Source organism: Roseateles amylovorans (genome assembly GCF_025398155.2).
In the GTDB taxonomy this organism is placed as follows: domain Bacteria; phylum Pseudomonadota; class Gammaproteobacteria; order Burkholderiales; family Burkholderiaceae_C; genus Roseateles; species Roseateles amylovorans.
The window spans coordinates 4401012-4420355 of record NZ_CP104562.2 but is presented as its reverse complement, the minus strand read 5'-3'; the positions used below and the strand labels follow the sequence as shown (position 1 = coordinate 4420355).

20 protein-coding genes are annotated in these 19344 nt (G+C 68.2%); 15 read left to right on the top strand and 5 right to left on the bottom strand.

The window, feature by feature from the left end; genetic code table 11:
- Positions 1–10 precede the first annotated feature (10 nt).
- Entirely contained in the window at positions 11–1195 is a 1185-nt protein-coding gene (hemW, locus tag N4261_RS18295; RefSeq protein ID WP_261760764.1) for a radical SAM family heme chaperone HemW, read from the top strand.
- Here the strand turns inward: hemW and N4261_RS18290 are convergent.
- A complete protein-coding gene (locus N4261_RS18290) occupies positions 1161–2150 on the bottom strand; it encodes a LysR substrate-binding domain-containing protein (RefSeq protein WP_261756708.1) in 990 nt (329 codons plus the stop codon). The two genes, hemW and N4261_RS18290, sit on opposite strands and share 35 nt — an antisense overlap.
- A 15-nt stretch (positions 2151–2165) precedes the next feature.
- On the opposite strand from N4261_RS18290, the gene N4261_RS18285 reads away from it, so the two are divergent.
- The 3 genes from N4261_RS18285 (at position 2166) to N4261_RS18275 (ending at position 3673) form a co-directional block, all read left to right on the top strand.
- The gene (locus tag N4261_RS18285; protein ID WP_261756707.1) at positions 2166–2420 is read left to right on the top strand and encodes a hypothetical protein; all 255 of its coding nucleotides are present in this window, start codon (positions 2166–2168) and stop codon (positions 2418–2420) included.
- 147 nt (positions 2421–2567) lie between these two features.
- Complete coding sequence (locus N4261_RS18280; RefSeq protein ID WP_261756706.1) at positions 2568–3056, top strand: hypothetical protein; 489 nt, start codon at positions 2568–2570, stop codon at positions 3054–3056.
- Positions 3053–3673, top strand: coding sequence for a nuclear transport factor 2 family protein (locus tag N4261_RS18275; protein ID WP_261756705.1), 621 nt, complete (start codon positions 3053–3055; stop codon positions 3671–3673). The genes N4261_RS18280 and N4261_RS18275 overlap by 4 nt, the downstream gene beginning before the upstream one ends.
- Before the next feature lie 16 nt (positions 3674–3689).
- Here N4261_RS18275 and N4261_RS18270 read toward each other — a convergent pair whose 3' ends face one another.
- From N4261_RS18270 to N4261_RS18260, 3 genes are read right to left on the bottom strand one after another with little or no spacing between them, the layout of a single operon-like run.
- The gene (locus N4261_RS18270) at positions 3690–4796 is read right to left on the bottom strand and encodes a protein-glutamate methylesterase/protein-glutamine glutaminase (protein WP_261756704.1); all 1107 of its coding nucleotides are present in this window, start codon (positions 4794–4796) and stop codon (positions 3690–3692) included.
- 28 nt (positions 4797–4824) lie between these two features.
- Complete coding sequence (gene cheD, locus N4261_RS18265; protein ID WP_435531949.1) at positions 4825–5496, bottom strand: chemoreceptor glutamine deamidase CheD; 672 nt, start codon at positions 5494–5496, stop codon at positions 4825–4827.
- A gap of 41 nt (positions 5497–5537) precedes the next feature.
- The gene (locus tag N4261_RS18260) at positions 5538–6395 is read right to left on the bottom strand and encodes a CheR family methyltransferase (RefSeq protein WP_261756703.1); all 858 of its coding nucleotides are present in this window, start codon (positions 6393–6395) and stop codon (positions 5538–5540) included.
- Between the two features lie 181 nt (positions 6396–6576).
- Here N4261_RS18260 and N4261_RS18255 point away from each other — a divergent pair, with 181 nt between their 5' ends.
- From N4261_RS18255 to N4261_RS18205, 11 genes are all read left to right on the top strand, one after another.
- A complete protein-coding gene (locus N4261_RS18255) occupies positions 6577–7293 on the top strand; it encodes a GGDEF domain-containing protein (protein ID WP_261756702.1) in 717 nt (238 codons plus the stop codon).
- Positions 7294–7295: 2 nt separating this feature from the next.
- Positions 7296–8102, top strand: coding sequence for a MinD/ParA family protein (locus tag N4261_RS18250; RefSeq protein WP_435532075.1), 807 nt, complete (start codon positions 7296–7298; stop codon positions 8100–8102).
- A gap of 100 nt (positions 8103–8202) precedes the next feature.
- On the top strand, positions 8203–8691 hold the full coding sequence (locus tag N4261_RS18245; RefSeq protein WP_261756700.1) for a group II truncated hemoglobin: 489 nt from the start codon (positions 8203–8205) through the stop codon (positions 8689–8691).
- Positions 8692–8858: 167 nt separating this feature from the next.
- The gene (locus N4261_RS18240) at positions 8859–9239 is read left to right on the top strand and encodes a DUF2946 family protein (RefSeq protein ID WP_261756699.1); all 381 of its coding nucleotides are present in this window, start codon (positions 8859–8861) and stop codon (positions 9237–9239) included.
- A gap of 69 nt (positions 9240–9308) precedes the next feature.
- Entirely contained in the window at positions 9309–9455 is a 147-nt protein-coding gene (locus tag N4261_RS18235) for a hypothetical protein (protein WP_261756698.1), read from the top strand.
- A 369-nt stretch (positions 9456–9824) separates the two neighbouring features.
- Positions 9825–11930 (top strand): TonB-dependent siderophore receptor, encoded by a 2106-nt coding sequence (locus N4261_RS18230; RefSeq protein WP_261756697.1) that lies wholly within the window; start codon positions 9825–9827, stop codon positions 11928–11930.
- Positions 11931–12019: 89 nt separating this feature from the next.
- Positions 12020–13789, top strand: coding sequence for an ABC transporter substrate-binding protein (locus N4261_RS18225; protein WP_261756696.1), 1770 nt, complete (start codon positions 12020–12022; stop codon positions 13787–13789).
- A gap of 8 nt (positions 13790–13797) precedes the next feature.
- On the top strand, positions 13798–14790 hold the full coding sequence (locus N4261_RS18220) for an ABC transporter permease (RefSeq protein WP_261756695.1): 993 nt from the start codon (positions 13798–13800) through the stop codon (positions 14788–14790).
- Positions 14790–15770, top strand: coding sequence for an ABC transporter permease (locus tag N4261_RS18215; protein ID WP_261756694.1), 981 nt, complete (start codon positions 14790–14792; stop codon positions 15768–15770). The genes N4261_RS18220 and N4261_RS18215 overlap by 1 nt, the downstream gene beginning before the upstream one ends.
- Positions 15767–17278: an ABC transporter ATP-binding protein gene (locus N4261_RS18210; RefSeq protein ID WP_261756693.1), complete on the top strand. Its 1512-nt coding sequence runs from the start codon at positions 15767–15769 to the stop codon at positions 17276–17278. Before N4261_RS18215 ends, N4261_RS18210 begins: the two co-directional genes overlap by 4 nt.
- 385 nt (positions 17279–17663) lie before the next feature.
- Entirely contained in the window at positions 17664–18050 is a 387-nt protein-coding gene (locus tag N4261_RS18205) for a hypothetical protein (RefSeq protein ID WP_261756692.1), read from the top strand.
- Positions 18051–18221: 171 nt separating this feature from the next.
- On the opposite strand, the gene N4261_RS18200 is transcribed toward N4261_RS18205, so the two are convergent.
- Complete coding sequence (locus tag N4261_RS18200; RefSeq protein ID WP_261756691.1) at positions 18222–18971, bottom strand: hypothetical protein; 750 nt, start codon at positions 18969–18971, stop codon at positions 18222–18224.
- Between the last annotated feature and the right edge of the window lie 373 nt (positions 18972–19344).

The following is a 19344-nucleotide window of genomic DNA, read 5'->3' as shown; positions in this document are numbered from 1 at the left end:
CATCATCCGCATGATGCGGCCCGGCACGCTGAGCCTGTCGGCGCTGCCGCCGCTGTCGCTCTATGTGCATCTGCCGTGGTGCCTGCAGAAGTGCCCGTACTGCGATTTCAATTCGCATGAGTTCCGCGCCGGCCGCGAGCTGGACCTGGACACCGGCCGTGCCTACCTCGCCGCCTTGCGCGCTGATCTGGAAGCGTCGCTGCCGCTGATCTGGGGACGTCCGATCGTCTCGGTGTTCATCGGCGGCGGCACGCCCAGCCTGTTCCCGCCAGAGCAGATCGCTGAACTCATCTCCGACCTGCGGGCGCGCCTGCCGCTGGAGCCGGGCTGCGAAATCACGATGGAAGCCAACCCCGGCACCTTCGAGCGCGAGCGCTTCGCCGGCTTTGCCCAGGCGGGCGTGACCCGGCTGTCCATCGGTGTTCAGAGCTTCGACGATGCGCAGCTGAAGCGGCTGGGCCGGGTGCACAACAGCGACCAGGCGCGCGCCGCGATCCAGGAAGCTGCGCAGGCGTTCTCCACCTTCAACATCGATCTGATGTATGCCCTGCCGGACCAGACCCTGGAGGCGCTGGCCAGCGACATCGAGCAGGCGCTGTCGTTCCAGCCGCCGCATCTGTCGGTCTATCACCTCACCATCGAGCCCAACACCCGCTTCGCCAATGATCCGCCCGAGCACCTGCCGGATCCGGACCTGGCCAGCGAGATGCTGGACCTGATCACCGAACGCACCGGTGCGCAGGGCATGTCGCGTTACGAGGTCTCCGCCTATGCGCGGGACGGTCATCGCTGTGCCCACAACCTGAACTACTGGCAGTTCGGCGACTACCTCGGCATCGGAGCCGGGGCGCACACCAAGCTCAGCTTTGCCCACCGGGTGCTGCGCCAGGTGCGTTGGCGCGATCCGGCCACCTTCATGGCCAAGGCGGCCGAAGGCCAGGCCGTGTCCAATGAGAACGAGGTCGCCCGCAGCGAGCTGCCGTTCGAGTTCATGCTCAATGCCCTGCGGCTGCGCGAAGGCGTGCCGCTGCAGAGCTTCCTCGAACGCACCGGGCTGCCGCCGTCGTCGATCGCCCAGGCGATGGAGAAGGGACGTGCGAAGGGCCTGCTGGAAGCGGATCCCGCCGTCATCCGGGCGACGCCGCTGGGCTTCGATTTCCTCAGCGACTTGCAGGCCTTGTTCCTGGCGGCGTGAGGGGCGCGAAGGGCGTGATCTGCGCGAGCGGGGCGCTCAGGCAGGTGTGAGCGCCGTCCAGCTCCGCGCGTGAGCAGGCCATTTCGTCCCGCAGCCAGGCAATGAAGTCGACCAACGCCGGCTGCTCCCGCAGCGCGGGCGGGTAGACGATCTGGTAGCGCTGCGGTTCCTGCAGCACGGCCTGGCGTGGGGCCACCCGCACCAGACGGCCATCCATCAGCGCATCGGCCGCCAGCAATTCACGGGTCAAGCCGATGCCCATGCCTTGCTCGGCCGCCTGCAGCAGCAGGCCGGCGTCGTTGAAGGTGGCCATCGGGACCACCTGGCACCGCAGGCCGGCGCCTTCGAACCAGGCCGCCCACTGCCCGGCATCGCCCAGCAGCGGATGTTGCGTCAGCGCGGCCAGCGGCTGCCCGATCAACTGATGCGCCAGCGCGGGTGCCGCGACCGGCAACATCGTGGAGTCGAACAGCGGCTCTGCAATCAAACCAGGCCAGGGCCCTTGACCTTGGCGCAAGGCCAGGTCGAAGCCCTCTCGTTCCAGATCCACCAGTCGCTGTGAGGCGTCGATCTCCAGCGCCACTTCCGGATGCAGCGCGTGCCAGCGCCCCAGTCTCGGCATCAGCCAGCGCTGTGCAAACGAGGGCAGCACGGTGATGCGCAGACTTCGTTGCTCCGAGCCGTGGGCAGCCGTCGCGGTGCGCAAGGCCTGGTCCAGTTCCACATAGGCCCGCTCGACACCCCGCAGCAACGCCTGTCCGGCTGCATTCAGCACCACGCGCCGCCCCTGTCGGGCGAACACCGGAAAGCCCAGTTGGCCCTCCAACGCGCGGATCTGCTGGCTGACCGCGCTGTGGGTCAGGTTGAGCTGCTCGGCTGCGGCGCGCAGGTTTTCGGCGACGGCCGCAGCGCGGAAAGCCGCCAGGTATTGGAGGGGCAGGCGAGGCAGGCGCATGGACACCCGTGGTGGTTGAGGTCGAGGGCGACGGACATCGACGCCGACTGTCTCGGTCGTGATCGCGATCGCGACCTCGGCATCGGCATCGGCATCGGCATCGGCATCGGCATCGGCATCGGCATCGGTATCGGTATCGGTATCGGTATCGGTGACGATGACGATGACGATGACGATGACGATGACGATGACGATGACGGTAACCGGGGCGGTACAAGCAGCTTGAATCGTGCCGCTGGAAAGATTGGCTACACGATAGAGCGAGGATAAAGCGTTTGGAGGCCGCTTGCTGGCTATCTAGTATGACCAGCATGTTGACACCTCGCACGTTTTGCCTCGCGGCTCCTTGGGGCTGTGGTGCATCCGTCCCCAAACGCCTCGGTTGCCGTTCTGCGGCGCCTCACAGGAGGATCGGCCATGAATGAGCCTGACCTTTCACCGTCGTCCTTGACCTCGCCCACCTGCCATCTGCCGCGACCGGTGTTGAGCGGCCGCGTGGTGCTGATCTTGCTGATCCTCATGGCCACACTCGCGCTGGGCAGCTCGGCATTCGCATTCAGCGACCACAACGCGGAGCAGCGTGAAGCGGCGCTCCAGCGTCGCGAGCCGCTGAGTGGGTCATCCACCGTTGCCGCCCCATCGGCACGCGCGTTCCGAAGTCCCGCCGCCGGCGCGGTGGCAGCGGCTGATCCGCCCGCCGACGCGACGACCTCGGCTGCCGCGTCTCCCATCGCCCGCAACGACCTGGCGTTGAGGGTGGCGGGCCTTGATGCCACCCGGCGTGATGCCGCGAGGCGCTACGCGGCGCTCCGGGACAGCCCAGAAGCCCGCCCGACCGAAGCCGCCGCGTTGCCGGCATCCCGCCGTATTCCGCCGTATCCCACCGAAAGAAGCACCACGCCATGACTGATGCCACGCCCCTCTCCGCCGGCCCCGTGCAAGACCAGGGGGACCGTCCACCGACCGTTTCCGAAGTCGCCCTTGCCGCTGCGAGCGCTGCGACCCGTCGAGGCGCCGTCCGCGCGACCGCACTGACCGATGCCGATGCCACCGAAGCATCGACCGGAGCGACCGGAGCGACCGGCGCCACGCCCCCGCCTCATCCGCAGATTGTTCAGGACCAGCGATCCGTCGCCGAGGTGGTCCAGGCTCAACTGGAGGCCTACAACGCCCATGACGTCGAGGGCTTGCTCGCCTGCTATGCGCCTTCGGCCGCCCAGTACGAGTACCCCGATCGCTTGCTGGCGCAGGGCCATTCGGCGTTGCGCGCGCGCATGGCGCCGCGTTTTGTCGAGCTGCGACCGCAGGCCACGCTGCTGAGCCGCATCGTCGTCGGCTCGGTCGTGATCGACCATGAGCGCATCCTGAACCAGTCGCCGGACGGCGCCAGCGTTCGCGAGTTGATCGCGATCTACGAGGTCGATCCCGCCGGCACGACGATCGACACGGCGTCCGGCTCCCCCAATGAAAACGGGCGCATTCGAAGCGCCCGTTTCGTGTTTGGCGAGTCTAGGCCCGCTTGAGATCGAGGTCTTGTGGTCAGACGCGGTTGAGCGACATGCCGGCGGTGCTGCGCAGCCGCTCGACCAGCTTTGTCGCAATCTGATGCAGCGGCAGCACTTCGTCGGCCGCTCCGGCGTTGATGGCTTCGCGCGGCATGCCGAAGACGACGCAGGTCGCCTCGTCCTGCACCAGGTTGTAGGCGCCGGCATCCTTCATGAGCTTCATCGCCTTGGCGCCGTCCGCGCCCATGCCGGTCAGCATGATGCCCAGCGCATTGGGACCGACCACCCGCGCCGCCGAGGTGAACAGCACCTCGACCGACGGCTTGTGGCGGTTGACCGGCTCGCCGTCCTGCACGCGCGCGATGTAGTTCGCGCCGGAGCGCTCCACGCTGAAATGCATGCCGCCCGGGGCGATGTAGCCGTGGCCGGGCAGGATCCGTTCGCCGTCCTGGGCTTCCTTGACGCGGATCTTGCACAAGCCGTCCAGGCGTGCGGCATAGCTCCGGGTGAAGCCCGGCGGCATGTGCTGGGTGATACAGACGGCGGGGCAGTCGGCGGGCAGATTCACCAGCACGTCCTTGGTGGCTTCGGTGCCGCCGGTGGATGCGCCGATGAAGATGATCTTTTCAGTCGAGAGCCGACCCAGGCTGGCAATCGGTGCTGCCGGCTTGTGGGCCGGAGCCGCACTGCCCGCGGCGCCGCCGGCCGGGGCGGGTGTGGCCGCATGCAGGCGGCGGATCTGCGCCTTGGAGGCGATGCGGATCTTGTCGGTGATGTCCTGCGCCAGCGCACGGATGCCGTCGGCCACGCCGATCTTGGGCTTGGCCACGAAGTCCACCGCGCCCAGCTCCAGGGCCTTGAGGGTGACCTCGGCGCCGCGCTCGGTCAGGGTGGAGACCATCACCACCGGCATCGGCCGCAGCCGCATGAGCCGCTGCAGGAAATCGAGGCCGTCCATCTTCGGCATCTCGACGTCCAGGGTGATCACGTCCGGATTCAGGTTGCGGATCATCTCGCGCGCGGCGAGCGGGTCGCTGGCCGCGCCGATGCATTGCATGTCGGGCTGGCGGTTGATGATTTCGGTCAGGATGCTGCGCACCAGTGCGGAATCATCCACCACGACGACTCTGGTCTTGGCCATGTTGTTTTCTCCTCGATACCGCAGGCGGTTAGAACAGATCGATCGATCCGCCGACGCTCGCCACCGGCTGCGCCTTCTGCGCAGCGACGCGATCCTGTTGCACCAGGGCGTCGGCGTTGGTCGGCGCCAGGCGCTTGACCATGGCCTTGCCGCTCTTGGGCAGGAAGCACACCTTGCGCGGATAGATGTCCATCACGTCCTTGGACACGATCGGGATGCGCTCGATCTTCAGGAAGTCGATCACGAAGTTGGTGTTGCGCTCGCCGACGTTGATCGTGTTCATGCCGGAGATCACCGCGCCGCCGCCGAAGATCTTCGCTTCCATGCGGCTCTTGGAGGCGCCGCGCTTCATCATCTCGTTGATCAGCAGTTCCATCGCGAACGAGCCATAGCGGCCGGAATCGCCATTGCCTTCCGGCAGCATGAAATGGTTCATGCCGCCGATCTGCGCATGGCGGTCCCACAGGCAGGCGGCAATGCAGGAGCCCAGCGTCGTCATGACCAGCAGTTCTTCGTTGTCGACGAAGTACTCGCCGGGCAACACCTTGACCGCCGGACTCTTGAAGTGCGCTTCGTAGAAGAAGAACGATGCTTCGCCCTGCTTGCGCGACATCGTCTTGAGCTGGGCCACGCGCGCCGCACCGGCGCTGGCCAACGCCGTGCTGTTGAGCAGGGCGGAAGAGGCTTGGGGCATGCTCATGAGGCGTGGAGGTTGGCTGAGATGAAGGGATGCACCGGCAATCAACCGACGCGTTCGTAGACGGTCTTGCCGCGCAACTTGAACAGGTCTCGCGACTCGGTGAAGTTTTCGGAGTGGCCGACAAACAGCAAGCCACCGGGGCGCATCACCTTGTGGATGCGCTCCAGAACCTTGCGCTGTGTCGGTGCGTCGAAATAGATCATCACGTTGCGGCAGAACACGATGTGGAAGGGCTCGCCGAGCGACCACTGCGCATTCATCAGGTTGAGCGTGCGGAACTCGATCATGCGCGCGAGTTCGGGCTTGATGCGGATACGCCCCTCGTTCGCGCCGGTCCCTTTCAGGAAAAACTGCCGAAGACGCTGAGGAGATAGCCCCCGCGACTCGGTGGAATACACACCGCGACGGGCGGTGTTGAGCACATTGGTGTCAATGTCGCTGGAAATGATCTGCACGCCGCTGCTCGCGCCCAGCGCTTCCTGGCAGGTCATCGCGATGGAGTAGGGCTCCTCGCCGGTGGAGGCGGCACAGCACCAGATGCGGATCGGCTTGCCGGTGAGGGTCTTGAGGTCGTCGGCCAGCGCGTGGAAGTGATGGTCTTCGCGGAAGAAGGAGGTCAGGTTGGTGGTCAGGCAGTTCACGAACTCCTGCCACTCCTGGTCACCCTGCGGGCCGGTGACGCTCTCCAACCACTGCAGGTAGTTGGCAAAGCTCTTGTGGCCGGTGTCGCGCAGTCGTCGCGACAGGCGGCTGTAGACCATGGCGTGTTTGCCGTCGTGCAGGCTGATGCCGGCGTGCTGGTAGATCAGCTGGCGGACTCGGTCGAAGTCAGCCTTGCTGAAGCTGAATTCATGGTCGATCGCCTCAACCGGCGCGGGGGCCTGTGGACCTGGTCGCATGGTGCGGGTGATTTCTTTGTTGTTGGATGCCGGAGCACCGATGTCCGCCATTGTCGGCATTCGGTAGTTTGAGGGCTAGTCGCCGAAAGGATGTGTGAAAGAGGTGGTAGAGACCCGTCATTTTTGGGCAGTTGTACCGAAGGCGCGCTGCTAGACTGCATTGAAATCTCGTCCGACCCCCTTGAACCACCCGACCAGCCTCATTGCCGCGCATGCCCTGCGCCTGGACCTCGCCCTGCAGCTGTTGCAGCAGGCCGGTGCAATGCTGCCAGACGCGGAGCCCTACAGCGAAGCATGGTTGCAGGGCATCCTGGATGCGCTTTGCGATTTGTCGAGCAAGGATGCGCTGACCGGACTGGTCAACCGCCGCAGCTTCGAGATGGCACTGGGCCGTGAGGTGGACCGGGTCGCGCGGTCCGGCGAGCCCGCATTGCTGCTGGTGCTGGACATCGATCATTTCAAGGCGATCAACGACAACCATGGCCATCTGGCCGGTGATCAGGTGATTCGCGAGGTGGCCCGGGCGATCGGCCAGGCGGTGCGTCCCATGGACACGGTGGCGCGGGTGGGTGGCGAGGAATTCGCCATCATCCTGCCCAACTGTCCGACCTCCGTGGGTGTGATCGTGGCCGAGCGCATTCGCGAGCGGGTGGCCGCATTGACCGTCGACGTGGGTGAGCCGGCGCCGCTCACCACCACGATCAGCATTGGAGGGGCATTCGCGCCGCAATGGGTGCGTTCGTCGTCCCTGTTGTGGACCGAACGGGCGGATCGCCAGCTCTACCGTGCCAAGGCCGAGGGCCGCAACCGGGCCTGCCTGGAAAGTCACATCGACTCGCTGGTCAGCGCCGAAGAAAAAGGCATGTTGTTCGCCGTAACGCAACAGGATAGTGAATGAGCATGACAACAGCTCCTGCTGCAACCTCGACCCGCGCAGGCGCGCGCACCTTGGCCATCACCAGTGGCAAGGGCGGCGTGGGCAAGACCTTCGTGACCGCCAATCTGGCGGCGGCCCTGGCCGCGCGCGGCGAGCGTGTGCTGGTGCTGGATGCCGACCTCGGCCTGGCCAATCTTGACGTGGTGCTGAACCTGCATCCCAAGCTGACGCTGCATGACGTCTTCACCGAGCGCGCGACGCTGGAGCAGGCCATCCTGCCCGCGCCGGGCGGCTTTCATGTGCTGCTGGCCGGATCCGGCATGGTGGAGTACTCCCGACTGACGCCGGATGTGCGCGACAAGCTGCTGCACATCCTGGAAGTGGTGAGGCCGCGCTTCGACTATGTGCTGCTGGACACCGGCGCCGGCATTTCCGACGTGGTGCTGTTCGCCGTGTCGATGGCGCATGACGTGGTGGTGGTCGCCACACCCGAGCCCACCTCGCTCACCGATGCCTACGCCACCATCAAGGTGCTGGCCACCCAGCAGGATCGCCGGCATGTCTACCTGGTGGTCAACCAGGCCAACCGGCCCGGCGAGGGCAAGCTGATCTGCGGCCAGTTGCAGCAGGTGCTGCAGCGCTTCGTCGGTCCGACGCCCGGCCACACCTTCAAACTGGAGCTGCTGGGCGAGGTCAAGAATGACCAGATGGTCCGGCAGGCGGTGCTCAAGCGGCAGCTGCTGCTGGAACACTATCCCGGCTGCGACGCGGCGCAATCCATCCGGGGCCTGGCTTCCAAGCTGCTGGAGCAGCACGCCGCGCACCACTGAGCGCCGGGTGCTTGCGCGTCCCCTTGCCCATTGATTCATGTCCCAGCCTTCTGAGTCTTCCCAGTCCTCGCGGTCTTCCGATTCCTCCACGTCCTCGTCCGTGCCCTCTGTCGACCCGTCCGCCGCCCCTGCCGCCGAGGCCGCTCAGCCGGCCGTTCAACCCGAAGGCAGCCCGACCGCGCCCGCCGCGGCGCCGGCCACGCCTTATGAATGGGTCGGTGGCGAAGCGGCGGTGCGCCGACTGGTGGACCGCTTCTATGACCTGATGGACCTGGAGGCGCGTTATGCGCAGCTCCGGTCGATCCATCCGTCCACGCTCGAGGGATCGCGCGACAAGCTGTTCTGGTTCCTCTGCGGCTGGCTGGGCGGACCGGATTACTTCGTCGAGCGCTTTGGCCATCCGCGCCTGCGTGCCCGGCATCTGCCCTATGCGGTCGGTCCGGTCGAGCGCGACCAGTGGATGGCCTGCATGGTGCAGGCGATGACCGAGTGCGAGCTGGACGAGACGCTGCGCCTGCGTCTGACCGAGTCCTTCGCCAACACGGCCGACTGGATGGTCAACCAGCCGCACACTCGCAAGCTGCCCTGACGGGTCCGCTCGGTGGTCGAGCGCCGCGGAACCGCGGGCTCCGCCGCCCTTAGCCGACAGGACGGGAGGGCATCCCGGCCGGGCGGCGCGAACTGCGCTTGGCCTGAGGGGCCACCGCCATCGTGCAGAATGTCGGCCGTCGTCGATCGACTGTCTTCCCCCGCTCCATGCACGTCTCGCGCAAACTGACTCGGTACTGGCTCATCGCCTTGGCTCTGGCCATGGCGAGCCTGCTGATCGCGCGTCCCTTGCACGAGGCGCGGCACCTGGCCGAGCCGCTGGTGGCCAGCCTGACTCAGGCAGCCGATGGACTGGCGGCGGATGGCGGGTCGGAGGCGGACGACCCGGCGGGCGACCCGGAACAGCGGCTGGGCGGCTGCGTCTGGTGCCTGATTCACGCCCAGGCTGCACACACGGCCTTCGTCGCCCCGGATCTGCCGGCGGCGCTGGACGTCACCCATGTGCCGCCGCGCCCACCGCTGACCCTGGCACCGGTGCCTCGCCGGCTGCCTGTTCCACCTTCTCGAGGACCTCCTCACTTCGCCTGAGCCGACGCTGCATGCGTCGGCACCGGATTCGCTCCCCGTTTCTGCGCCGATGCGCGGCAGAACGGCGGAATGGATCCGTCGGTGTTCGCGCCTGACGCGAACACCGGTCGGGAAGCCAAGCCATTCAGCCCAGCCAGCCCAACCCTGCAGCACCCGCCGCAGGGATTGCGGCTGCGTGCTGTCGTCACTTCGCTGCTGTTGAACCACGCGCTGTGATCGCCGCGACGCCCTGGGCGGTGTCCGCTGGCGCAGTGTGACGTTGACGGCGCGGATGACCTGCGGCTTCCTGACGGGTACGCCTGACCACGACTGCGTTCGTGCCCAGGCGCCGGTGCTCCCTGATGAGGTCCCTCCATGTTTTCCAGATTCCACTCGCGTCATCGTCTCCCCCATCGCGCGCGCCATCCTGCCCCGTCCTCGCTTTCACCTCTTCCACCTCTTTCCCCTCTTTCCCCGGCGTCCTTGAGAGGCGCTTCGCCGTCGACTGCGGCGCCTCACGTTCCGTGCATCACGGCCGCCTGCAGACCCGCCTTCAATTCGCGGCCATTGAGGATCTCCGCACCCGCGTGCCGCGCTGCATGGGCCATGCCGATGCTGGCCCTGCTCAGCCTGTCGCCGGCTCGCGCCGAGACCGCCGAGCCCGCTCAGCCCGAGGCGCTGCCCAGCGTCGAGGTGGTGGGCCGCTCGTCCTCCGGGCGCTATCACGCGGCCGACGCTGTGGGTGCCAAGACCGAGCTGCCGTTGCGGGAGCTGCCGCAGTCGGTGCGGGTGATGACGCGCCAGGCGATGGACGACCTGGGGGCGACGCGGCTCGACGACTTGCTGGACTATGTCGGCGGGGTGTCGAGGCAGAACAATTTCGGCGGGCTGTGGGACAACATCGCCATCCGCGGTCTGGCCGGCAACGAAAACACCGGCATGGCGACCCTGCTCAACGGCTTTGGCTCCAACCGCGGCTTCAATGCGCCGCGCGACCTGGCCGGTGTCGAGCGCATCGAGTTCCTCAAGGGCCCGGCCGCCGCGCTGTACGGCAGCAGTGAGCCGGGCGGCACGCTCAATGTGGTCAGCAAGGCGCCCCTGTGGTCGGCGGGACATTCACTGGAAGCCTACGGTGGCAGCCAGGGATTGCGGCGATTCGCCCTCGACAGCACCGGCCCGCTGGGTGAGCGGGTGGCTTTCCGCCTCAACCTGGCCAGCGAGGACCGGGATGGCTTTCGCGACCATGTCGGCTCACAGCGACGGGTGGTGGCGCCGGCATTGACCTGGCGGCTGAGCCCGTCGACCGAGGTCGATTACCGCGGGGAGTGGCTGCGTCATGCCACGCCGCTTGACCGCGGCGTCGTGGCCGTCGACGGTCGGCTTGGGGCGATTCCGCGCGACCGCTTCCTGGGCGAGCCTGCCGATGGCGACGTGACCGTGCGCAACAGCAATCACCAGTTGGCGCTGCAACATGAGTGGACGCCTGATTGGCGCAGCCGGGTGGCGGTGTCCTATCGCACCACCGGGATCGAAGGCTTCTCGACCGAGGCGTCTGCCTTGCGGGCCGACGGCAGCTTGACCCGTCAGCGGCGCTACCGGGACTATGACTCCGAGGACGTGGCGCTGCAGGCCGAACTGCAGGGACGGCTGCGCACCGGCGCCGTGTCCCATGAACTGTTGGCCGGCATGGAGACCTTCCGCTTCCGGATGGACAGTCGCATGCTGCGCGCCAATCCGACGGCGACCGCGCCGTACGCGATCGACATCCATCGTCCGGTTTACGGCCAACCGCAGCCTACGCCGCTTCCCAATACCGACACCCTGGAACGCCAGCGGGACACGGCCTTCTATCTGCAGGATGCCGTCAGCCTGGGCCGGCATTGGCGGGTGGTCGGCGGGCTGCGCTGGGACCGGTACGAGCAATCCCTGATGAATCGGCGGACCCGCATCGAGACGCGGCAGACCCCGTCGGAGGTGGCGCCGCGCCTGGGCGTGTCCTGGCTGCCCGCCGATGGATGGACCGTCTATGCCAGCGCCGGGCGGTCCTTCCGTCCGAACACCGGAAGCGACGCTGCCGGCCAGGCGTTCGAGCCTGAACACGGCCGAGCCCTGGAGCTGGGCGGCAAGTGGGAATCGGCGCATGGCCGGGCCGGCGCCACGGTGGCGCTGTTCGACATCCGCAAGTCCGGTGTCCTGACGGCCGATCCGATCAACAGTGGCTTCTCGATGGCCGCCGGCGAAGTGCGCAGCCGAGGTCTGGAGCTCGATGGCGCAGGCTGGGTCAGCGCCCACTGGCGGATCAATGCCAGCCTGGTGCTGAATGACGCGGAAGTGCGTCGCGACCGGACCCTGGAGGTCGGCAGCCGCCTGCTCAACGTGCCGCGGGTGAACGGGAGTCTGCTGGCGGTCTATGAAAACAGCCTGACGAACGGGCAGGGCTATGGTGTGGGCGGCGGCGTTACCCACACCGGACGCCGCCTGGGACAGGCGCGCACCCAGGCGGAGGTGGACGCCGGCACCCGGGCGTTCGACCTCCCGGCCTACACCACGGCCAAGCTGGTGGCGTTCTGGCGGGTGACGCCGAAGCTGCGCGTCAGCCTGGACGTGGACAACCTGTTCGACACCACCTATTACGCCAGCAGCTACAGCCGGGTGTGGGTGGCGCCCGGCGCATCGCGCAGCATCAGCCTCGGTCTGCAGGTCAAGCTGTGAGGACGCCCCCGATGAAAGCGCTCATCGACATCACGCGCGATCGGGTCAGGCGGCGTCGGCAGCGTCGACCGCTTGCCGCGATGGCTCAGATGCCTGCGAACCCAGCCGTCACGTCGGCCAGCGACGCCGGTCGCGCCACGGCCGACGCCCATCGCGACGCGGACGCCTTGCGCGACGCGGACGCCTTGCCATCGAGCGCAACCGTGGGCGTGTCCCGCATCTCGCGGCGTCAATGGATCGGTGCTTCGCTGAGCTCGACCGCAGCAGCGCTGGCCGCGTTGGCCTCGCTGACGACGTTCGGCGGTGCGCGGACGGCCCGGGCCCACACGCCGCCTTCGGTCCGCGCTGAGCGGCATGAGGGCGCATCCGGCCGGCTGGATCCCGGCGTCCTGGAACTGGCGGGTCCCTGGGAGATCGGCGGCCTCTCGCCTGCGCAGTCCGGACATTTCTATCTGCGGCTGCAAGTGGCGGAGACCTTGCTGGACGCGGCACCGGATGCCTCGCCTCGGCCGGGCCTGGCCTCCGCCTGGTCGGTCAGCGATGACGGTCTGACCTGGCGCTTCGACCTGCGGCCAGGCGCGCGCTTTCATGATGGCAGCGCGGTGACGGCCGATGCGGCGCTGATCAGCCTGCGTGCGGCGCAGATCGCGCCGTCGCTGCTGAGTCAGGCGCCGATCGCGTCAATCGAGGCGGCCGGCGCCCGCACGGTGGTCATTCAGCTGGCGCGACCGTTTGCGGCCCTGTCCAGCCTGCTGGCGCATGCGAGCACCGTGGTCCTGGCCCCTTCGAGCTTTGAGGCGGACGGACGCACGGTGCGACGGGTCCTCGGCAGCGGCCCGTATCGCATCTCGGACCTGCAGCCGCCGCAGCGCCTGGAGACCGTCTGGCACGACGGCCACGACGGTCCGCGGCCCGCCATCACGGCGGTGCGCTACCTCAGCGTCGGCCGTGCGGAGACCCGCGCCTTGATGGCGGCGGCGGGCCAGGCCGATCTGGTCTTCACGCTCGACCCCGCGAGCGTGGCGCGCCTGCGCCGTTCACCCGGCCGCAGCCGGCTGATGAGCGTGATGTTGCCGCGGGTCATGATGCTCAAGCTCAATGCCGGACATCCCTGGCTGCGCGACCGGCGGGTCAGGCAGGCCTTGAGTCTGTCGATCGATCGCACCGGCATCGCCCAAGCGATCCTGCGCGAGCCAGCGCTCGCGGCCACCGAACTGTTCCCGCCGACGGCCCCGGCCTGGCACATGGCCACGCGCGATCCGCTGCACCGCGACCTGGCCCTCGCCCGGCAACTGCTGTCCGACGCGGGCTGGCGCCGGCATGAGGGCCGATGGCTCGATGCGGCGGGCCAGCCGGTGTCGTTGACGGTGCGGACCTTTCCGGACCGGCCGGAGCTGCCGATCGTGGCGACGGCGCTTCAGGCGCAGTGGCGCGAGCTGGGCATCCCGGTCCGGGTCGCCGTCGGCAACTCGGGGGACATCCCGCTGGGACATCGGGACGGCAGTCTTCAACTCGGTCTGCTGGCCCGCAACTACGCCACCGCGCCCGACCCCACGCCGACGCTGGCCGCCGACTTCAGCCCCCAGGGGGCGGACTGGGGCGCGATGGGCTGGCATGACCCGCGCGCGGGCGATGCCCTGGCGGCGCTGTCCCGTGGTGGCTTGAGCGACGAGCACGCGGCCCAGGCCAGGCGTCAGGCGATGGCGGTGATCCAGACCGAGATGCCGGTCATTCCCGTGGCCTGGTACCGGCTGCACGTGGCGGTAAGTGCGCGGGTGGAGGGGGTGCAGCTCGACCCTTTCGAACGCAACTACCGCATTGACCAGATGCGCTGGGCTCGATCCAGCCCGACGCTGTGAGGACCTTCATGAGCATTGATTCCGTACAAGGCGCGCCGCTGCGCCGACGCGGCCGATGGGGACCGATGTTGCTGCGCCGTGCCGGCCAGATCCTGGCGCTCGCGCTGATGGTGGGCACCCTGAGCTTCGCCATGGCCCGTTCGCTGCCGGGCGACATGGCGACCCGCATCGCGGCGGGCCGCTACGGTTACGACCTGGTCAGTCAGGCCGCGGCCGATCAGGTGCGCGACGAACTGGCGCTCGATCGCGCCTGGCCGCTGGCCTTGCTGGATTGGTGGCGCCAGACGGCGTCGCTGGACCTGGGGGTGTCGCTGGTCTCTGGCGAGCCGGTCTGGCATGAACTCTCCTCGCACCTGGGGGCGACGCTGACCCTCACCGGGGCGGCGCTGGGCATGGGATTGATGGTCGGACTGCCGCTTGGCGTGATGAGCGCACGGCGTCCCGGCGGGTTGCTGGATCGCCTGCTGACGGCCGCCACGTTGCTGGTGCGATCGACGCCGCCTTTCCTGATCGCGGTGCTGCTGATGATGGCGATGGCCGTCCATCTGGGCATGCTGCCGGTGGCCGGCGCGCACCAGCGCGGCGGCTGGCTGCTGCCGTCGCTGACGCTGGCCTTGCCGCTGGCCGCTGGCATTGCGCGGGTCACCGCTCAGGCGTTGCGATCGGCCATGGCAATGCCCTCGCACCAGTTTGCGCGCACCAAGGGACTGAGTGACCGGCAAGCGCTGCTTCGCCATGCGGCGCGTCATGCCGGTCTGCCCCTGCTGGCCTATGTCGGCGTGCAGGCGGTGGTGCTGGCGGAAGGCGCGGTGGTCGTCGAATCGCTGTTTGCGTGGCCGGGGATCGGCCATGCCCTGGTGCATGCGGTGTTCGGCCGCGATGTGCCGATGATCCAGGGTGCGGCCCTGTGCATGGGGGTGCTGTTCATCGTGTTCAACCTGTGCGTGGACAGCCTGCAACTCATGCTCGATCCGCGTCGGACCGATGGGGAGGCTCGGTGATGTCGAAGCCTCTCAATCCGCCGTCGTCTGGCATGACCCCGGAGGTGCCCGCCTCGGTCGGTGCCTCGGCGTCGGCCGCCGCGGTGGCCGATCCCCACATCCGGGAGGAACGGGTCCCGCCCACCGTGCCGGCTGCAGATGGACCGGCCCGTCGCCGGACAGGTCCTTCCGGTCGATGGCTGCTGGGCTTGGCGCTGTTGGGCGGGCTGGCCCTGTTCGCTGTGCTGGGCCCCTGGTGGACGGGCATCGATCCGGCCGCGCAGGATCTGCGCCAAAGCCTCGCGCCGCCGTCTTGGGCGCATCCGCTGGGCACCGACCTGCTGGGGCGCAGCGTGCTCTCAAGGCTGACCCATGCCGCCCGCCTGTCGTTGCTCGTGGCGGTGATGGCGACGCTCAGTGCTGCGCTGCCCGGCGTGTTGCTGGGCCTGTGGGCGGCCTGGCGAGGCGGCACCACCGAGCGCGCGGTGGTCATGCTGGCGGACGCGATGCTGGCATTGCCGGCACTGCTGCTGGTGCTGCTGTTCGCCGCGCTCGCGCCTGGCGAGCTGTGGGCGCTGTATGCGGGGCTGTCGCTGGGCTTGTGGGTCGAGTACTTCCGTGTCTCGCGGGCGCAGGCTCGGCCGGTGCTGCACGGACCGGGCGTGGAAGCCGCGCGGCTGTTGGGGCTGTCTCGATGGACGGTGTGGCGACACCATCTTCTGCCGGCCGTATGGCCGGTGGTGGCACGGCTGCTGCCGCTGAGCGTGGGGCAGTCGGTGCTGTCGCTGTCCGCGCTGGGATTCATCGGTGTCGGCATGCCGCCGCCGACCGCCGAACTGGGACTGATGATGACCGAATATCTGCCGCATTACGAAGAGGCGCCGTGGCTGTTGCCCGCGCCGATTGCCCTGCTCCTGCTGCTGGTGCTCGGGCTGTGGCTTGTCACTTCGTCCGACGCCGCCGGCGCGGATCCATCCCATGATGCGGAGGCTCGGCCATGACGCGGGCGACGGAGGTGCGTGTGGCCTGGGACGGGCTGACCGTGACGCAAGGACAGCAGGTGCTGTTGAGGCCGATGTCGCTGAGCCTGTCGGCGGGAGATCGCCTGGTGATACTGGGTGAAAGCGGCGCCGGCAAGTCGCTGCTGCTCAAGGCCCTGATGGGGGCCTTGCCGGACGGACTGGAGGCCCGGGGCCAGGTGACGATCGGCAGCGTGGTGCATGAGGCTCGGGCAACACGGGCGCGCCGGTCCCTCTGGGGCCGGTCGCTGGCGCTGCTGCCGCAGGAGCCCAGTGTGGCGCTCGATCCGCTGCGGTCGGTCCGGGCTCAACTGGCGGAGGTGCATCGACGGGTGCTCGGACGGTCGTCGGACGAGGCCCGGCACCATTCGCAGGCCACGCTGCACCAACTGGGACTGGGGGCGTACGGCGATCTGCGTCCCTGGCAGATCTCCGGCGGCATGGCGCAGCGCGCCTGTGCCGCCATGGCGCTGGCCGGCGGGGCCCAACTGGTGCTGGCAGACGAGCCGACCAAGGGCCTGGATGCGCCTTGGCGCGACAGCGCGGTCGACGGTCTGCGTCGGGTGGCAGACGACGGCGGTGTGGTGATCCTGGTGACGCACGATCTGGCCGTTGCCCGGCGCATGGGCGGCCAGCTGCTGATCATGCGGGACGGCGAGGTGCTGGAGTCCGGCGCGTCGGAGCAGGTGCTGAGCCGACCGGCCCACGCTTTTACCCAGGCCCTGCTGGCATCGGACCCGACCCAATGGGCGACGACCCGGGGCGTACCGGCGCGGGCCGCATCGACCGCCGACGATGCCGCCGCCCTCGCGGCAGTCTCGTGCAGCCATCGCGCCACCTCCCACGGGGAGGATGCCCTGCTGCGCGCAGAAGGTGTCGGCCATCACTGGGACGGACGCTGGCTGTTTCGTGACGTGAGCCTTGCGGTGCGCCGCGGCGAGCGGGTCGCGTTGTTGGGCGGCAGCGGCAGCGGCAAGAGCACGCTGGGCAATCTGTTGCTGGGATTGCGGCCGCCGGTGCAGGGGCGCCTGGTGCGGGCGGCCGGACTGGGACCCTTGGCATTCCAGAAGCTCTATCAGGATCCGGTGTCGACCTTTGCGCCGCACCAGCCCCTGGGCGATGCGCTGGAGGATGTGCGGCAGCGCCATCGCCAGGCGCCCGCCGTGCTGCGGCACTGGTTGGATGGCTTGCGTCTGGGCCCCGAGCTGTTGCGTCGCCCGCCGAATGCGCTGTCGGGCGGGCAATTGCAGCGCATGGCCATCGCCCGCGCGCTGCTGGCGCGACCGGTGATGCTGTTCGCGGATGAGCCGACCTCGCGGCTGGATCTGGTCACGCAACGCCAGACCGCGGAGTTGCTGTCCCAGTCGGTCGAGCAGAGCGGCACCGCACTGCTGCTGGTGACGCATGACGAAGCCCTGGCCGCCGCTCTGACCGACCGCGCTTGGCGCATGGACGACTGGCGCTCGGACCCGGTGCCTCAGGGGACGTGATGCTCGATGCGCCGGCGCGGACCGGATGGCGTTTCTGCCACGAGCGCGCCGGCGACCCGGCGACCCGGCGACCCGGCGATCGTCGGCGTCGGGGCTTCGGCGCGCTGCTTCGCCGGCGACCCCGCACCGTCGCGGTCCACCGTCAGTTCGGACGCTGATTTGTGAGGGATTCCACGCCTGGTGAGGCTGTCATCGGCCGGGTCCATGGCATGTCGACGGGGGCGGGCGATGGCGGGTCGGTTCTGTGTCCGCGCCATGTCGGATTGGGGGGAGGCCTGGTGTCCGCGTGTAAAGGCATCGCATCGCGTGCATCTTTAACAACCGTTCGGCCTGTGGGGCGGGGTCGGCGAACACGACGGCGGTCGCTTCGTCTACCGTCACGGCCATGATGTTCACGCCGTATGAAGACGATGTGGTCGGCATCGAATCCAATCCCGACCTGCAGCATGTCCACATTGTGGAGGGCCGCCTCTGGTTGTCGGAGGATGCCCGCCATGACATCGAGATCTGCGCCGGTCATTGCCCCAGCACCGAAAGCCCTCGGCTGATGCTGGAGTTCCTGCGTTCCGCCTGCCTGCGGCTGCAGATGGTGGACATGGACACCGACGAGGCGGAAGGCGCCTTCATGTCGTTCTGCGTCCTCAAGGGGCTGGAGCATGCGATCGACACGCATTGGCAAGGCGCCGAGGCGGTCGGCGTGTTTCGCCCGGAACGGCTGCTGATGGACTTCACCACCGGCGTGTCGGCGATGTCGAGCATGACACTGCACTGAGGCGGCAGCACCGATTCACCGGCTGCACGCTGCGGCCTCCGAGGTACCGGGCGCGGGATGCGCGCCGGTCCCTTTCAGTTTGCGGGCAGGGTCGCCTTCGACCCGTTCGATCGACCCGCTCAATCGGGCCGCTCAATCGGTCCGCTCAATCGATCCGCTCAATCGGTCCGCTCAATCGACCCGGAAGCTGAACTCCTGCTGGAAGCGGTGATTGCCCGGGCAGAGGTAGCCTTCCTTCAGCGTGGTTTCAATGGCACCGGTGAAGGCACGCCTGGTACGGGCGTCCAACTGACCCTGCAGGGTCTGGATCTGCACCGCGACCACCCGTCCGGCCTGCACATCGGCCACGGCGCGGAACAGGGCCTCGCCCGTCCAGTTGACGGACGGCAGGGTGGGGGACGCCATGGCGGTGCACACCACGCCGGGCGACACGATCTCCGGCTTTGTCAGTGTGGTCGAACCCGTCCCCGATCCGGCGCCGGCCCCGTGGTCCACGGCGGTGGCCACGGTGGCGGTGTTGACGCTGGTCTCGGTCGGCGTGACGGCGGGGATGACGGCGGGCGATTCCGGGGTCAATGGCGAGTCGATGAGGATCGGTGGCGCGTCGATGATCCGCGGCGTCACCGTGGGCGAGGTTGGCGGCGGCTGCGGCGTGAGTGGATCGAGTTTCAGCGCTGGGGGCTTGGGCTGATCGACCACGTGCAACTGAATCGGCGGCGGTGGCGGTGTGGCGTGTCGACGCATGCCGTGCACCAGCGCGCTCACAATCAGCACATGGATCAGCGCGACGAGCAGCAGGCCCGTCGCCCGTGAGTCCGGCGCATGCATGCGGCCGTAGGCGCGGTGGAATGCGCCGGCGAAGGATGGTGAGCGGGCGGCTCTGAGGATGAAGGCGTGCGTCGAGGCGTTCGTAGAGGACATGCGTGTTCCCTCCCATCGCGAACGATGGTTCAAAGTTGCGAATACTTCTCAACGCCGGCGTGACTTCACACTAATGGAGCGCATGCTGCGACGCAACACGCTGTTCCGCAAAACAACGCGCAGCCAGGGGAGGGAAAGCCCAGCTGTGCCGGACTTGCCGAGGAACAGATAGTGAGCGGTTGGGCGGCGCTGCTTGTCAGCGAGCCAATGTGGTCGGGCGGCGGTCACGCTGGGCCGCACATCCGGCCGGTCCGCACAAGGTTTCGTCTCCGCCGAGCGGGCGGCTCCGGTCGCTTGGGAAAGGCGCGACAAGGACGTCGGGATGACGCCGCAGTTGCGCCGCGATGGCGCCGTGTTTGGGCTGCGTTTGCTC

What these genes read in the sequence shown, in the direction of transcription:
- hemW (WP_261760764.1), top strand. Translation starts at nt 11, where the DNA reads ATGATGCGGCCCGGCACGCTGAGCCTGTCGGCGCTGCCGCCGCTGTCG.
- N4261_RS18290 (WP_261756708.1), bottom strand. Translation starts at nt 2,150, where the DNA reads ATGCGCCTGCCTCGCCTGCCCCTCCAATACCTGGCGGCTTTCCGCGCT.
- N4261_RS18280 (WP_261756706.1), top strand. Translation starts at nt 2,568, where the DNA reads ATGAATGAGCCTGACCTTTCACCGTCGTCCTTGACCTCGCCCACCTGC.
- N4261_RS18275 (WP_261756705.1), top strand. Translation starts at nt 3,053, where the DNA reads ATGACTGATGCCACGCCCCTCTCCGCCGGCCCCGTGCAAGACCAGGGG.
- N4261_RS18270 (WP_261756704.1), bottom strand. Translation starts at nt 4,796, where the DNA reads ATGGCCAAGACCAGAGTCGTCGTGGTGGATGATTCCGCACTGGTGCGC.
- cheD (WP_435531949.1), bottom strand. Translation starts at nt 5,496, where the DNA reads ATGAGCATGCCCCAAGCCTCTTCCGCCCTGCTCAACAGCACGGCGTTG.
- N4261_RS18260 (WP_261756703.1), bottom strand. Translation starts at nt 6,395, where the DNA reads ATGCGACCAGGTCCACAGGCCCCCGCGCCGGTTGAGGCGATCGACCAT.
- N4261_RS18250 (WP_435532075.1), top strand. Translation starts at nt 7,296, where the DNA reads ATGACAACAGCTCCTGCTGCAACCTCGACCCGCGCAGGCGCGCGCACC.
- N4261_RS18240 (WP_261756699.1), top strand. Translation starts at nt 8,859, where the DNA reads ATGCACGTCTCGCGCAAACTGACTCGGTACTGGCTCATCGCCTTGGCT.
- N4261_RS18235 (WP_261756698.1), top strand. Translation starts at nt 9,309, where the DNA reads ATGGATCCGTCGGTGTTCGCGCCTGACGCGAACACCGGTCGGGAAGCC.
- N4261_RS18230 (WP_261756697.1), top strand. Translation starts at nt 9,825, where the DNA reads ATGCCGATGCTGGCCCTGCTCAGCCTGTCGCCGGCTCGCGCCGAGACC.
- N4261_RS18225 (WP_261756696.1), top strand. Translation starts at nt 12,020, where the DNA reads ATGCCTGCGAACCCAGCCGTCACGTCGGCCAGCGACGCCGGTCGCGCC.
- N4261_RS18220 (WP_261756695.1), top strand. Translation starts at nt 13,798, where the DNA reads ATGAGCATTGATTCCGTACAAGGCGCGCCGCTGCGCCGACGCGGCCGA.
- N4261_RS18215 (WP_261756694.1), top strand. Translation starts at nt 14,790, where the DNA reads ATGTCGAAGCCTCTCAATCCGCCGTCGTCTGGCATGACCCCGGAGGTG.
- N4261_RS18210 (WP_261756693.1), top strand. Translation starts at nt 15,767, where the DNA reads ATGACGCGGGCGACGGAGGTGCGTGTGGCCTGGGACGGGCTGACCGTG.
- N4261_RS18205 (WP_261756692.1), top strand. Translation starts at nt 17,664, where the DNA reads ATGATGTTCACGCCGTATGAAGACGATGTGGTCGGCATCGAATCCAAT.
- N4261_RS18200 (WP_261756691.1), bottom strand. Translation starts at nt 18,971, where the DNA reads ATGTCCTCTACGAACGCCTCGACGCACGCCTTCATCCTCAGAGCCGCC.